The following is a 14489-nucleotide window of genomic DNA, read 5'->3' as shown; positions in this document are numbered from 1 at the left end:
GCGGGCGCCGCACGGCTCCGCTGCGATCACGGCGGACGGCATCCGGCCGATCCCTGGTGAGCGCAGGTCGTCGCCGGACTACGGTCGGCACCTTCGGCACCCGCCGATGGCGAAGTCGTGCATCATCGTCGGGCCCGGTACGTCGATCGGGCGGCTGTCGAGCAGCAGCCCCTCGGCGGTGATCCGGTGGTAGGTGAGGCAGGGCGGGGCGAACCCGGTTCCGAACAGGTGCAGTTCGCCCGTGGCGGGGTCCTCCTTGGGGTGGGCGGTCATCGCGGTCTTCAGTCGACCGCCGAAGTCGTACGGCCCGACGGTCTCCAGCGACGGAGTGACCCTGTAGGGGAGGCCCACCTCGCACAGGGCCAGCACGGTGCCGGCGTGGCGGATCACATGGGTGCTGGCGGGTGTCGCGGTCAGGTCGATGGTGAAGTCCCGGCGGACGAACGGGTGCCCCTCCAACTCCCGTGTGCGCACCCACCGGTTGCGGTACCACGCGGCGCGTCCTCGCCGCAGCCGGATGCCGTGGAGCATGCCGGAGCCGGTGAACCAGTGCCCCTTGTCCTCGCCGGACAGGGGGTTGGGGCCATTGCGCAGACAGCGGCCGTCCAGATCGGGCGGCAGTGAGCCCGCACGGTGAGATCGGCCGCGCTCTGCTCCTCGGGGACCGGGGCGAAGCGACCCCGGAGGTACCGGGGTCCTTGGTGAAGTGGAGTGGACGGCTGCGGAGGAGTGCTGCTCTGAAGCCGCCCGGTGATCGACGCCGACTGGATGCAGAGCCGGCGTCGAAGTTCGAACAATGGGGTGTGACGCTCGTCACGAGGTCGTTGGGTGCCGGCCCGACGGCGGGTGCGCCGTCGGGCCGGGCGAGGGCGGGCACCGCGCCCTGAAGGTTCGTGGTCGCTGGGTCCGGTCTGCGCGCGGGCCGGACCGGCCGAACCTCGTCTCCCCGGCCCTATGGTGTGGCCCGCAGACCGGCCAGCAGTACCTGCAGTGCGAGATCGGTGGCCTCCTCCAGGGGTGTGTCGTCGAGCAGCCCGCCGACGGCCAGGGTGGCCAGACCGTGCACGGTGGAGAAGGCGACCTGCGCCAGTCGGACGGGGTCGCCGGGACGGACGATGCCGTTCTGCTGCGCCTCGGTGATCAGACGGGCGGCTATCTCCAGGGCCTGGTGCCCGAGTTCGCGCAGTTCCTCGCTGGACTGCTCCTCGTGTTTCGCGGTGAACATCAGCTGGAGCAGGGCGGCGCGCTCCACGGCGAAGCCCAGGTACGTCCGCCCGAGCGCGATCAGCCGCTGTTCGACCGGCCCGGGTTCGTCCGCGGCCGCCTGCAGGCGCCCGTTGAGCTCGACGAATCCGTCGACCACGAGCGCGTCCAGCACGGCCTGGCGGTCGCGGAAGTGGCGGGTCGGTGCCGCATGGCTGACGCCGAGGTCGCGGGCCAGGCCGCGCAGGGAGAGGCCGACGGCTCCGGACTCGCTCAGCACGGCCTCGGCCCGTTCCAGCAGGGCGGCTCTCAGATTGCCGTGATGGTAGGAGCCTTCGGGCACAGCGCCCTCCTCAATGTTGGCGGTTGACTACAATGTATGAGCTTGCCTACATTGATTGTCCCGCATGTCGCGGCTAGGGAGCGGAGCACCCGACGATGTCCAAGATGTCCTATCGATCCACGACGGCCTTGATCACCGGCGCCAGCTCGGGACTGGGCGAGGAGTTCGCCCGGCAGTGGGCCGAGCGAGGTGCCGACGTCGTTCTCGTCGCCCGCCGCCTTGACCGGCTCCACGAGCTCGCCACCGAGCTGGAGAAGAGCCATGGAATCACCGCCACCCCCATCGCCGCGGACCTCGCCCGGCCGGGAGGCGCGGCGGATCTGCGGGCGGAACTCGACGCGCGTGGCATCACCGTGCAGACGCTGATCAACAACGCCGGCTCCGGAAGCCATGGGGCGTTCCTGGATCAGGAGCCGGAGCAGATCTCCCGCATGGTCCAGCTCAACATCGGGGCGGTCGCCGAACTGTCCCGGGCCTTCCTGCCCGAGCTGATGGCCGATGGCCGGGGCGCCCTGGTGACGGTGGCGAGCACCGCCGCCTACCAGCCCACCCCGGCCATGGCCGTCTACGGCGCCACCAAGGCGTTCGTGCTGAACCTGACGGAGGCCCTGGCCTACGAGACCCGTCGGTCCTCGCTGCGCGTGCTCGCCGTGTCACCCGGTCCTGTCAGCACCGAATTCTTCGACGTGGTCGGCAGCCACGATGCGATGGTGGGGCGCGTCGCCACGGCTGGGCAGGTGGTGACGGCGACCCGCCGCGCCCTGGAGCGCGGCAGCACTCCGCCGAGTGTGGTCGTGGGGCTGGGCAATCGCCTGTCGGTACTGTCATCCAGGCTTGCGCCGCGCCGAGTTGTCCTCGCGGTCGCAGGCCGTGCGCTCAAGGCCTGACCTCTCCATGCGCCCACGGCACCTGTGAGGGAAACGGCGGCGGGGTCCGGGCAGGGAATTCTGCCCGGACCCGGCTGCCATGATTCCGCGTCACCGCAGCCCCGCGTCACCGCGGTTCAGCCGGCGCATCGCGGTGGGGTGCGGGTCAGACCAGCGACTCGACGGCCGACGTGGCGAAGGTGTGGTCCTGCTCCGGGGCACCGCCGCCGACACCGATGGCGCCGATGAGCCGGCCGTCGCGGTGGACGGGGAGCCCGCCGGCGATGAAGAGCAGCGGCTGGTTCAGGGCGGTGGGCAGGGTGTGGAAGGGGCCGTCGGGCTTGACCGCGTCGACGAGGTCGGCGGTGGGGGCGTTGAGCTGGAGGGCGGTGTACGCCTTGCGGGTGCTGGTCTCCCCGGAGATCAGCACGGCCTGGTCGTCGCGGCGGAAGGCGAGGAGGTGGCCGCCGGCGTCGAGGACGGTGATGCTGACGGTTACTCCGGCGGCCTCGGCGGCGCTGAGGGCGGCAGCGATCAGGGCCTCGGCGTCCTGGGTGGTCAGCGGCGTGACGGCGGTGGTGCTCATAGGGGTTTCACTCCACGGGTTGTAGTTCGGTGACGGGCTCGCAGATCGGTCGGTGGTGATCTGCCGTCGGTGAAGGGGTGGTCTGCGGCTCCGGAATCGAGGGGCTCGGTGCGGGGAGAACGCGGCGACGCTCAGTGCGTCGCGTCGGCCGGCGTATGCGCCGTGCCGCCGGATGCCGCCACGAGGCGGGCGGAAGCGCGTGTGCGTCGGTTGAGATGGGCGGCCAGGAAGGACAGCAACAGTGCGGTGCCGGACAACAGGGCGCCGACCCAGTTGGGCGAGGTGTAGCCGAGGCCCGCGGCGATGACCATGCCACCGAGCCAGGCCGCCAGGGCGTTGCCGAGGTTGAAGGCGCCGATGTTGGCTGCTGAGGCCAGGGTGGGCGCGGCCGAGGCCTGGTCGAGGACCCACTTCTGCAGCGGCGGTACGGTGGCGAAGCCCAGGGCGCCGATCAGCGTCAGCGTGAGCGCGGCCAGGATCTTGTTGTGCGCGGTCACCGTGAACAGCAGGAGCGTGAGGGCCAGGGCGCCGAGTGAGGTGAACAGCATGGGCATCAGGGCGCGGTCGGCCAGCCGGCCGCCGATGGCGTTGCCCAGGAACATGCCGATCCCGAAGAGAACCAGCAGCCAGGTGACCGCGGCCTCTTGATAGCCGGCCACCTCGGTCATCATCGGGGTGATGTAGGTGATCGCGGCGAACACTCCGCCGTACCCGAGCACCGTCATGGCCATGGCCAGCCACACCTGCACGTTCCGGAAGACCGCGAACTCCGTGCGAATGCTCTGGGTCTCGGGCCGGCCCGTCTCCGGCACCAGCTTGGCCACACCGAGGAGCCCGATCACGCCGAGGGCCGCCACCACGGCGAAGGTGGTCCGCCACCCGAGGGCCTGGCCGATATAGGTGCCGCCCGGCACGCCGACGATGTTGGCGACGGTCAGTCCCATGAACATCAGGGAGATGGCCGAGGCCCTTTTGTGCGCGGCGACCAGATCGGCGGCGACCACGGAGCCGATACCGAAGAAGGCGCCGTGTGCGAGCGAGGCGATGACCCGGCCGATGAGCATGACGCCGAAGGAGGGGGCGAGGGCGGTCAGCGTGTTGCCGACGATGAACAGGCCCATGAGGTACGTCAGCATCTTCTTGCGGGAGATGCTGCTGCCCAGCACGGTCAGGAGCGGTGCGCCGATCACAACGCCGAGGGCGTAACCGGACACCAGCCAGCCGGCGGTGGGGATGGAGACCCCGAAGTCACCCGCGACCTGAGGCAGCACGCCCATGATCACGAACTCGGTGGTGCCGATTCCGAAGGCCCCGATGGCCAGAGCCAGGAGCGCGAGAGGCATGGGAAGACAGCCTTCCAGGTGATTGCGTGAGGTGCTTACGTGTGAAAACAATAGTTGCATACGCGGGATAAATCAAAGTCGAGCATGCGGAGTGCGCCGTATGTCGTCGCCTGCAACCATCTGGGCGGCCGAGGGTGCGCAGCGTGGTCGGGCGTGTCCGTGCGGTCCAGCGGCCAGGGCCGTCCGTCAGCGGGGGTGGCTCGGGGAGGGTGCGGTTGGCGTCGGGGGAGGCGGATGGCGCTCCTGCGCGAAGATCCGAACGCAGTCGATGTGTCCGTCCTCGCTCACCGCCGGACCGTCGAGGCGGCGACTTCACCCTGTCCATGGTCCGGCGTTGCCGCTGCGCCGGAGGAAGCGTTTTCTGGTGACGGCGGCATGACGGCAGCATGATGCGGGCGCGCTCGGCTCGAAGCGGCGGTGTGCGACGGGCGGGCGGCCCCGGCGGCCGGTTGGCAATGGGTCCGCCGTCGGGCCCGGTCGGCGCATGCCGCCCGGCCGTGTCAACCGTCACCGCCGGATTGAGTCGTAGCCGCCAGGCTCAGTCGTTGTGCTGGCTTCTGCGGATGAGGCCCGGCCCGTGGTCCACGACCGTGTCCCCGTACGTGATGTCGTGTCCGTTCTCGCACTGGAGAACCGCGTGGACCGGGGCGCTGCACTCCTTGTGGCGTACGACCACCGAGGGGCCCTGTTCGTCCGCGGCCCAGGTGTCGCCCCATTGTCGCAGTGCCATGAGCACCGGCAGGAAGTCGCGGCCCTTCTCCGTCATTTGGTAGGCGTACCGGGTTCGCTGGCCGGGCTCCCGGTAGGGGACGCGTTCCAGCAGTCCCGCGGCGGTCAGTTCCTTCAGGCGTGCGGACGTGGCGGGCTCGCCGATGCCCACACGTCTGGCGAAGTCGTCGAAACGACGAGTACCGAAGAACGCCTCGCGCATGATCAGCAGCGCCGATCTGGTGCCGACGATCTCCAGGGCGCGGGCGATGGAGCAGTTGGTCGTGGACCAGGCATCGCGTTCCGTCAGCAGATCAGTCATGTCCTAACCCTAACCTGGCTTGCTTCATGCGTAGCCAGGCGGTAGCGTCCCAGCTGACTTTTGTAAATGTTAGCCAGCAGGGAAGCGCTCCCCCTCGCAGGAGGAATCATGGACATCAGCACAGCCACCGCCCTGGTCACCGGGGCCAACCGCGGACTCGGCAGGGTGCTCGCGCAGGAGTTGGTCGCCCGCGGCGCCACCGTGTACGCCGCGGCGCGGCAGCCGGAGTCGATAGACCTGCCCGGTGTGAAGGCGATCCGGCTGGACATCACCGACCCCGCCTCCGTCGCCGCGGCGGCCCAGGAGGCCGGTGACGTCAATCTGCTGGTCAACAACGCCGGCACCTCGACCGGAGCGGACCTGCTGACGGGCAGCTGGGACGACATCCGCCTGGAGGTGGAGACCCACTACCTGGGCACCCTGCGCATGATCAGGGAATTCGCCCCGGTGATCGAGGCTCGTGGCGGCGGCTCGATCCTCAACATCCTGTCCGTCCTGTCGTGGATCAGCTACCCCGCCGTCGGCCCCTACTCCGCCGCCAAGTCCGCGGAGTGGAGCATGACGAACGCCCTGCGCCAGGAGCTCGCCCCGAACGGCGTCAGGGTCGCCGGACTCCACGTCGGCTACATGGACACCGACATGGCCCGCCATGTGACGACGCCCAAGAGCGACCCCGCGGACGTCGCCCGCGCGGCCGTGGACGGCATCGCCGCCGACGCGTACGAGATCGTCATCGACGACGTCAGCCGCAAGGTCCAGGCGGGCTTCCCCGGCGGCGTCGCCGCTCTGTACCCGCAGCTCGGCTGAGACGAGGAGTCCGTGCCCGCCCCTCCTCCGTCCGCCACACCGTCGCGCCTGGGCCCGCCCGGGCGCGACGCCGGCGAACGCGCCGCAGACCGGCCCTCCCCGCGCCCACCCTCCCGGCTCGCCCCGGCCGTCACGCTTGTCGCGATGTGCCTCGGCGCCATGACGACCTTCCTGCTGATCACCGCCTCCGTGTCGGCGCTGTCGGCCATCCAGGACGACCTGCATGTCTCCCCGACCGGGCTGGTCTGGATCCCCTCCGCGTACACCCTGCTCGTGGCGAGCCTCGTGATGTCCGCGGGCACCATCGGAAATCTCTACGGCCGTAAGCGGACCTTCCTCACCGGCGCCGTGGTCCTGATCCTCGGGTCGGTCACTGTCTATGCCGCGCACTCGACGAGCGGCGTGATCGCCGGGCAGCTCGTCTCCGGCCTCGGCGGGGCTCTCATCCTGCCCAACAGCCTCGCCATCCTCGGCGCTGCCTTCCCCGATCCCCACCGGCGCACCGAAGTCGTCACCGCCTGGGCGGCATCGTCCGGCGTAGGACTCGCCGTCGGCCCGATCATCGCCGGGGTGCTGCTCGACCACTTCCACTGGAACACCGTCTTCCTGTCGACGGCCGTCCTCGCCGTGGTCACCATGGCGGTCGGCGCCTTCGTCGCCGAGTCACGGAGCCCAGGGGGCCGGCTCGACATCCCCGGCCAGCTCCTGGCCGTCGTCGGCATCGCCGCCCTCGTCTACGCCCTCATCGAAGGCGGACACGACGGATATACCAGCGGACGCATCATCACGGCCTGGGTCGTCGCCTTCGCGGCCCTGACCGGCTTCGTCCTCGTCGAACGGGCCAGCTCCGCGCCGCTGCTGGACCTGAGTCTGTTCCGCTCGGCGTCGTTCAGCGCGGTCATGTTCGTCGCGGCCGTCTCGCTGTTCGGCTTCACCGGCGTCGCCATCCTGTCGGTGCTCTACTACGAGCGCGTCCAGCAACTGAGCGCGCTGGATGTGGGTTGGCGCCTGCTGGCCTTCTTCGGTGTCTACGTCATCGTGGCGTACGGGACAGGACGTGTCATCCGCCGCACCGGCTTCAAGCTGCCGCTGACCCTGGGCTTCCTCCTGGGGGCGGCCGCTGCCGCCGGATTCACCACCCTGGATCCGCACTCGCCCTACTCACGGGTGTGGTGGCTGTACGCGCTCTTCGGCGCCGCGAGCGGCATGGTGGCCGCCCCGAGCACCGCTGCGGCGCTGGTGAGCGTCTCGCACGAGCGCGCCGGTATGGCCTCCGGAGCGGTCAACGCCTTCCGCCAGGTCGGATCCGTCATGGGCTCCTCCCTGCTCGGTGCCCTGCTCGCCAGTCGGCTCCAGTCGCATCTGCCGGACCGGCTCGGCGCCCACCATGTCCCGCGCGCCGCCTGGCCCGCCGTCGAGCACGCCGTCTCCACCGGCTCCGGCGGCGGAGCGGCTCCGCCGAGCGTGACGGCCGCCGTGGCCGATGCCTTCACCTCCGGGGTGCACGCCGGTATGGCCGTCATCGCCGTGGTGTTCCTGTGCGCGGCGCTCGCCGCGGCGTTGCTCGTGCACAACCGACCGCACCACACCACCGCCTCCGCGTCGAACTGATCTCGCGGATCAGCCGGGGATCCGGGCGGACTCCCCGAGCAGGCGTTGGTGCTGTGCTCCTGGCCGCGGACACGGCCAGGAGCACAGCGCGTCGCGACGCGCACGAGGCACGGGATCGTCAGGGCGCTGCCGTACGCACCGACGCCCCGGGCAGATTGTGGCCCTCGACCCGCACTTCCGCCTTCCCCGAGGCAAGGGCGCGGGCGGGCCACGACAGCGTCAGATCCCTGCTCTCGCCGGGCAGCAGCCACAGATAGTTGTCGCTGTAGAGCGTCGGAAGGACCCGCTGACCGCTCTCGGCGTCGAGGAGCGAGACACGCACCATGGCCGCGACCGCCGCACCCCGGTTGCGCACCCGCGCCGTCAGCCCATGACGGGGACCCGAACGGCCGGTGCGGGTGATGTCCACGGACACCCGGGTCCGCTCGGCCCGGTTCAGTGCCGTCATGTCATGGGCGTCCCGATAGCGCCAGTACGTGTTCTGGGCCGACACCCTGCCCGCGGAGTCCGTGAGATGCAGTCGCAGCAGATGGAAGGCGGGCAGATCGCCGTCCCACCCGGCCGTGAACACATCCGTGGTCGCCGACGCGGCGACATCGACGGTCTTGCGCTGTTCGGGGGCGAGCAGGCGGCCGGACAGGTCGAAACAGCGCGCGGAGACCGTGATGCCGGTGAGGGACCGGGGTGTGTGGTTGACCGCGATCACCCGCCCGTCCGTCGGGTCGGCCTGCACATGGACGGGTTCGCAGGCCTTACGGGCGCCGTAGTAGGCGCCGTTGACGTCGAAGTCGTAGTCGTAGGTCTGCCACACGGTGCTGTACCAGGCGGGGTGCGACATCCACAGCATCAGCCCCGAGGCGTCCTGCCACAGATGGGCGTTCCAGGCCTCGAACATGGCCCGGACGTTCTCGTAGTTCACGAACTGCGCCTTGCGCGTGAAGTCCTCGAGATCCGTCGCCGTGCCGAGCCGGGCCTCGACGGCGGCGCGGTAGTTCTGCGGTGCCTGATTGCCGCGGGTGCTCCAGTCGTGGTGGTACCACGCACCGCCGATCGGCCACTCGGGCTCGTCACCGACGAGGTGGCGCATCGTGGCCGCCGTCGGCACGACCGGCATACCGATCTCCGTGTGGAAACCGAAGCTTCCGCTGCCGTAGGCGGACGCCGAGTAGTAGCGCTCCGGTTCGACCCAGCCGTAGGGCCCGCCGCCGGACACGATGCCGCCCGCCGAGTTGTTCTGGTACAGCACATCGGGCGCCTCCGCACGCACCGCGGCCCGCATGCCGTCGTCGACCGGACCCGGCGGGTTGCCCTCGTTGGCGCCGCACCACACGACGATGCTGGGATGGCCCCGATACCGTCGCACGGTGTCCCGCGCCAGGTCGAGGAAGGTCTTGTGGTCCGGCGGATCCATGGCCCAGGCGTTGGGGAAGTCGTTCCACACCAGCAGACCGTGCTCGTCGCAACTGGCGTAGAACTCCTCGCGGTTGCTGCTGCCCACCCAGTTGCGGATCATCGTGAAGTTCATGTCGCGATGCATGCGTACGGCCGCATCCATCCGCTCGGCGGGCATCCGCCGCAGCAGTTCGTCCCAGCCCCAGTTGCCACCGCGACAGAAGACGCGCACCCCGTTGACGCTGATCCTGAGGGGCACGGTGGAGTTGTCGACGGACGTCACGTCCGTCCAGTCGCTGCCGTTGTCGGAGACCTGGACGGTGAAGGTCTTCGCGTAGGCCTGCTCCCAGGTGATGACGACGCGGTCGAAGGGCACGGTCGAGCCCAGGTCGACGTGGATCCACTGGTCGTCCGTGAAGGAGGAGGACCAGCGGGTTCCGGGATTCCCGTCGACGGCGTTGCCGGCCGCGTTGGCGGGGTCGTCCACCGAGGACGCGGTGGCCTGCCGGTGCAGGGCGAGGTCGGTGTCCGGAGAGGCGCTGTTCACCACCGACAGACCCCACATCGACGCCCCCCAACTCGTCGCGCGGGTACGGCACAGGATCCGCAGGTGGCGCGCCGTGGTGGGGGTCAGCGCCACGCTCTGCAGCGCCGCCGCGCCCGTCGTCCGGAAGGGGAGCGGAACGGCGCTGTTGTCGACGGACGTCACGTCCGTCCAGTCGCTGCCGTTGTCGGAGACCTGGATGGCGAAGGTCTTCGCGTAGGCCTGCTCCCAGGTGATGACGACGCGGTCGAAGGGCACGGTCGAGCCCAGGTCGACGTGGATCCACTGGTCGTCCGCGAAGGACGAGGACCAGCGGGTTCCCGGATCCCCGTCCACGGCGTTGGAGGGTTGGTCGGCGGGGTCGTCGACGGAGGACGCGGTGGCCTGTCCGTGCAGCGCCAGGTCGGTGTCGGGCCGGGAGCTGTCGACGACGGACAGGTTCCACATGGACGAGCCCCAGTCGGTCGCCCGCGTCCGGCACAGAACGCGCACATGGCGGGCCTTCTGCCGGGCGAAGGTCACTGTTTGGGCGTAGGCGTCACTGCCCGACTGAAACGTCAGCGGGACGTCGTATGCGTAGCCGAAGTGGCGTATACCGAAGCGGGTCGTGCGCCGGTCGCTCTCCGCGCCCACGACCGAGGCGATGAGCGTCAGCGGGTGGAGGACGGGCTCGCCGTAGCCGTTGGGCCACCACAGTCTCGGGTCGCGCAGACGCAGTCGAGGGTGGGTGGCCGGGGTGAAGACGGCGTCCACGGACTCACCCGCGGGAACGGTGACCGTCTGTGTCACCTGGACGTCGTCGAACTTCGCGGAGACGGTGACGCGTCTGGTGTCCGCACCGGCGTTGCGCACCGGCACCACGATCGTCAGCTCCGCGGTGCCGGTGTCAGGGAGGTCCGGCAGCCGGGTGTCGACACGGGCGTCGCCGAGGACGGCGGCACCGGTGGAGCGCAGCCGGACATGGTTCCAGATGCCCGCGGCCCGGTCCCGTACCGCGGGCATCCAGTCCCAGCCCGAAGCCGCGAGATACGTCGGCGAGTTGCGGTTCATGGTGTTCGCCCCGGCGTCCACGAAGGCCAGTCCGGCCGGGCCCTTGTCACCGGGACTGCCCGGGATCGGCATCGGCGTGATCTTCACGGCGAGCGCATGGTCGCCCTCCCGGGCCAGCAGCCCGGTCACGTCGAAGGCGGCACGGGCGAAGGGATGGGTGAGCGCGCCGACCCGGCTGCCGTCGAGCCAGACCTCCGCCTCATGGTTGACGCCGTCGAACTCCAGCCAGATGCGGCGGCCTTGGCCGGTGGGCAGCCGCCGGGGCAGGCGGAACTGCCGCCGGTACCACCAGGCGTGGCGTGACAGGGCCTCGGGGATGTGGAGGTTGTTCAGGCCGGCGACCGGGTCCGGCAGGTGCCCCTGGTCCACCAGGGAGGTCAGGACGGTACCGGGCACCGTAGCCGGCAGCCAGCGGCTGGTGTCGACCGACGGCCGGGACAGCTCGGGGCCGTCCGCCCCGGCCCGGTCGTCCAGGGTCAGGTCCCATCCGGACTCCAGCGCTACGGTGCCGTCCGCGGCGACCTGGAGCGCCGGGGGAGTGCCGCGGTGGGTGCCCCAGTCGGTCCAGCCGGTGACGGCCGGCCGAGGACTGCGCGAGATGCCGTACACCTGGAGGCCGTTGAGGCCCAGCGGGTTGGAGGTGGAGCGCTTGTGCACGGTCATGCGCACCCATCGCGCGGTCACGGGTTTCGGCAGGGCGATCTCCATGACTCCGCCGCTGCCCGAAGCGGTGCGGTACACCTCCGTCCAGGCCTTGTCGTCGCGGGAGGTCTCGACGGTGAAGTCGACCGCGCAACTGGACAGGATCTCCTGGCCGGTGGTGTTCTCGCGCGGGTTGCCGCCCGGAGCGTCGACGTACGGCGGGTCGTCCGCGGTCGCCTCGAAGGTGAGGCGCAGGGAGTGGACCTCGCACAGCGCCTGGAGGTCGACGGAGATCCACTGCGGGTCGCCGTCCGCCGCGCGCCAGCCCGTGCCGCGGACGCCGACGGCGTTCAGGCCGTCGACGGCGAACTGCGCCGGGGTGGGCGCGTAGTCGGTCGAGGACACCGAGACCGGGCGGTGGGCGGCGAGTTCGGTCGCGGCGGAAGCCTGGTGCGGATGTCCGGTTTCTGCCACCGCGGCGCCGGAGGGCAGGCTCATCCCGATTCCGAAGCCTGCGAGGAGGGTGGAGCCGGCGGTCAGCACGGTGCGGCGGGAGGGCGGCGAGGGCTGTTCCGGCGTCGACATGGGCTCCGAAGGCATGAACGATGGCTCCGATCAGGGGTGTTCAGGGAACGGGACGACCTGGTTCATGGATGGCAACGTTGTCGGAGCCTGCTCTGACAACGTTGCCAAACAGTGCGCCGCCCAGGAGGGCCTGTCAAGGTGTCCGACCGGTCGAAAAGCTGGTTCTACTAAATTAGTAATTAATGTTGACAGCGTTTCGGCCACGCGCCACAGTCTTCGCCGTGACGCCGCCGGCCCCGGTCCCCGCGCGGCCCGCGTCACGTCCTCCTGCATCCCAATACCCGGGAGAGGCAAGTGACTTCACGCTCGTCAGCACACAGAACCGGTCGTCGACGCCCCCGTCGCCTGGCCCTCGCGGCCGCGATCGCGGTGGCCCTGACCGCCTCCGCGGTGCCCGCGGCCACGGCGGACACCGGAGCGGACCAGGGCGCCCCCGCGTACTACGACAGTGGCCTCGCCCCGACGCCGTACATGGGCTGGAACACCTACTACGGCCTCGGCGCACCCACCGAGAAGGAGGTGCGGTCCGTCGCGGACAGACTCGTCAGCAGCGGTCTGCGGGACAGCGGCTACGACATCGTGTGGCTCGACGGCGGCTGGCAGGCCGACAACCCCCGCGACGCGCAAGGCCGGCTGGTGGCCAACCCGGACCGCTTCCCCTCCGGTATCCCGGCCCTGGTCTCCTACCTCCACCGGCGTGGGCTGCGCGTCGGCATCTACACCGACGCCGGCACCTACGACGGCGGCAAGAGCTGCGGGCTCGGCAGCCGCGGCCACTACGACCAGGACGCGCGGCAGTTCGCCGACTGGAAGGTCGACGCGATCAAGGTCGACTTCCTGTGCGGAATCGCCGAGCACCTGGATCCGGGGCCCGCGTTCAAGGAGTTCAGCGACGCCGTCGCCAAGTCCGGCCGCAGGATGCTGCTGAATCTGTGCAACCCCCTCACCGACGACTGGGGCCTGCCGCACACGCCCGAGCAGGACGCGCACAACACCTATGCCTACGCCCCCGTCGTGGCGGACTCCTGGCGCACCGGAACCGATATCGCCTGGGGCACCCCCAGCCCCGGCCAATGGCCCAATGTGCTGCGGAACATGGACGCCAACGCCTGGCACCCCGAGGCGCAGGGGCCCGGCCACTACAACGACCCCGACTACCTCATCCCCATGCGCCGCATGGCCGACGGGAACGACGAGCTGACCGAGGAGGAGTCCACGACCCAGTTCGTGATGTGGGCCGAGATGGCTTCCCCGCTGGTCCTCGGCTCCGACCCCCGTACGCTGTCCGAGTCGATGCTCGGGACGCTGCGCAATCCGGAGATCATCGCCGTCGACCGGGATCCGCTCGCCGTCCAGGGCGTCCGTGTCGCCACCGACTCCGTCGGCGACGTCTACAGCAAGGTCCTCACGGGGCACGGCAAGCGCGCGGTGGTCCTCCTCAACCGCTCCGACCGGCCGGCCGAGCGGACCGTCGACTTCGCCGATGTGGCGCTCGGCGGGCCGGTCGACGTGCGTGATCTGCGGGCGCGGGCCGACCGTGGCACGCACAGCGGCTCGTACACCGTCGAGGTTCCCGCGCACGGCACCGCCTTCCTGAAGCTCACCGGCACGGACGCCCTGCCCGGCGCCGGTCTGGGCGTGGCGACGACCGCGAGTCCGGCCGTGGTCCGCTCGGGCGGGACGCTGACCACCTTCCTGCGTGGCCCGCACGGTTCGCTCGTCGAGCATGCGGCCGCCGCGAACGGCGCACTGCGCGTCAGGGATCTCGGGGGACCGGCGCGAGGCGGCATCCTCGGCCAGCCGGCCGCCTACGCCTCCGCGGACGGACGGATCGACGTCTTCGTACGCGGCGCCGACTCCCGGGTCTACCGGCGGGTCTTCGGAAACGGGCACTGGGGCCACTGGCAGAGCCTCGGCGGGCGACTGGCCGACGCGCCGTCCGTGGCGTTCGCCGACCCCGCGCACTGGACGCTCGTCGGACTCGGCGCGGACGGACGGATCGTGCGGCGCGGACCGTCCTCCGACTGGTCCTCACTGGGCACACCCGGCGGGCGCCCGGTCTACGGCAGACCGTCCGCGGCCGTCGACGCCCAAGGGCGCGTCCATGTCGCCGTACGCACCGCGGCGGACGATGTGTGGACCCGCATCGAGGACACCTCGGGGCAGTGGTCGGACTGGACCTCGCTCGGCGGCACCGTGAGCGGCAGTCCCACCCTCGTCACCGTCGGGGACGCCGTGGTGCTGTACGCCCGCGCCGCCGACTACACGCTCTGGCAGCAACGGTACGAGAACGGTGCCTGGCAGGGCTGGACCAAGCGACAGGAGTTCCCGAGCGCGGCCTTCGACGGTGCGCTCGGCGCGGTGGCGGGGCCCGACGGCACGGTCGACGCGGTCTACCGCGGGGTCGACGGATACGTCCACCGCACCCAGTTCAAATAAATTAGTAATTAATCTTGACGTGGTGGAAATGCCACGCGAACCTGGACC

10 protein-coding genes are annotated in these 14489 nt (G+C 70.5%); 4 read left to right on the top strand and 6 right to left on the bottom strand.

The window, feature by feature from the left end:
- Nucleotides 1-78: 78 nt before the first annotated feature.
- Both AB0L95_RS35280 and AB0L95_RS35275 read right to left on the bottom strand, forming a co-directional pair.
- Nucleotides 79-573, bottom strand: coding sequence for a carotenoid oxygenase family protein (locus AB0L95_RS35280; protein ID WP_365169223.1), 495 nt, complete (start codon nt 571-573; stop codon nt 79-81).
- Between the two features lie 379 nt (nt 574-952).
- Nucleotides 953-1546 (bottom strand): TetR/AcrR family transcriptional regulator, encoded by a 594-nt coding sequence (locus AB0L95_RS35275; protein WP_365169163.1) that lies wholly within the window; start codon nt 1544-1546, stop codon nt 953-955.
- A 104-nt stretch (nt 1547-1650) separates the two neighbouring features.
- Here AB0L95_RS35275 and AB0L95_RS35270 point away from each other — a divergent pair, with 104 nt between their 5' ends.
- Nucleotides 1651-2433 carry an SDR family oxidoreductase gene (locus tag AB0L95_RS35270; RefSeq protein ID WP_365169160.1) on the top strand — a complete coding sequence of 261 codons (783 nt, stop codon included), beginning with the start codon at nt 1651-1653 and terminating at the stop codon, nt 2431-2433.
- A gap of 145 nt (nt 2434-2578) precedes the next feature.
- On the opposite strand, the gene AB0L95_RS35265 is transcribed toward AB0L95_RS35270, so the two are convergent.
- The 3 genes from AB0L95_RS35265 to AB0L95_RS35255 all read right to left on the bottom strand — a co-directional run bounded on the left by AB0L95_RS35265 (nt 2579) and on the right by AB0L95_RS35255 (nt 5371).
- Nucleotides 2579-2998: a heme-binding protein gene (locus AB0L95_RS35265; protein ID WP_365169157.1), complete on the bottom strand. Its 420-nt coding sequence runs from the start codon at nt 2996-2998 to the stop codon at nt 2579-2581.
- Between the two features lie 131 nt (nt 2999-3129).
- The gene (locus AB0L95_RS35260; RefSeq protein ID WP_365169154.1) at nt 3130-4341 is read right to left on the bottom strand and encodes an MFS transporter; all 1212 of its coding nucleotides are present in this window, start codon (nt 4339-4341) and stop codon (nt 3130-3132) included.
- Between the two features lie 538 nt (nt 4342-4879).
- On the bottom strand, nt 4880-5371 hold the full coding sequence (locus AB0L95_RS35255) for a helix-turn-helix domain-containing protein (protein WP_365169151.1): 492 nt from the start codon (nt 5369-5371) through the stop codon (nt 4880-4882).
- A gap of 108 nt (nt 5372-5479) precedes the next feature.
- Here AB0L95_RS35255 and AB0L95_RS35250 point away from each other — a divergent pair, with 108 nt between their 5' ends.
- Both AB0L95_RS35250 and AB0L95_RS35245 read left to right on the top strand, forming a co-directional pair.
- Nucleotides 5480-6178, top strand: a complete 699-nt coding sequence (locus AB0L95_RS35250) for an SDR family oxidoreductase (protein ID WP_365169148.1) — start codon at nt 5480-5482, stop codon at nt 6176-6178.
- Nucleotides 6179-6322: 144 nt separating this feature from the next.
- Nucleotides 6323-7789, top strand: coding sequence for an MFS transporter (locus AB0L95_RS35245; protein WP_365169145.1), 1467 nt, complete (start codon nt 6323-6325; stop codon nt 7787-7789).
- 118 nt (nt 7790-7907) lie between these two features.
- Here the strand turns inward: AB0L95_RS35245 and AB0L95_RS35240 are convergent, their stop codons facing one another.
- A complete protein-coding gene (locus tag AB0L95_RS35240; RefSeq protein ID WP_365169220.1) occupies nt 7908-12002 on the bottom strand; it encodes a discoidin domain-containing protein in 4095 nt (1364 codons plus the stop codon).
- Between the two features lie 294 nt (nt 12003-12296).
- Here AB0L95_RS35240 and AB0L95_RS35235 point away from each other — a divergent pair, with 294 nt between their 5' ends.
- The gene (locus AB0L95_RS35235; protein ID WP_365169143.1) at nt 12297-14441 is read left to right on the top strand and encodes a glycoside hydrolase family 27 protein; all 2145 of its coding nucleotides are present in this window, start codon (nt 12297-12299) and stop codon (nt 14439-14441) included.
- Nucleotides 14442-14489: the final 48 nt, after the last annotated feature.

The sequence above is a fragment of the Streptomyces sp. NPDC052036 genome (assembly GCF_040680495.1).
Taxonomy (GTDB): domain Bacteria; phylum Actinomycetota; class Actinomycetes; order Streptomycetales; family Streptomycetaceae; genus Streptomyces.
Note: the sequence above shows the minus strand (reverse complement) of the source record. Positions and strands in the feature narration are given on the sequence as shown.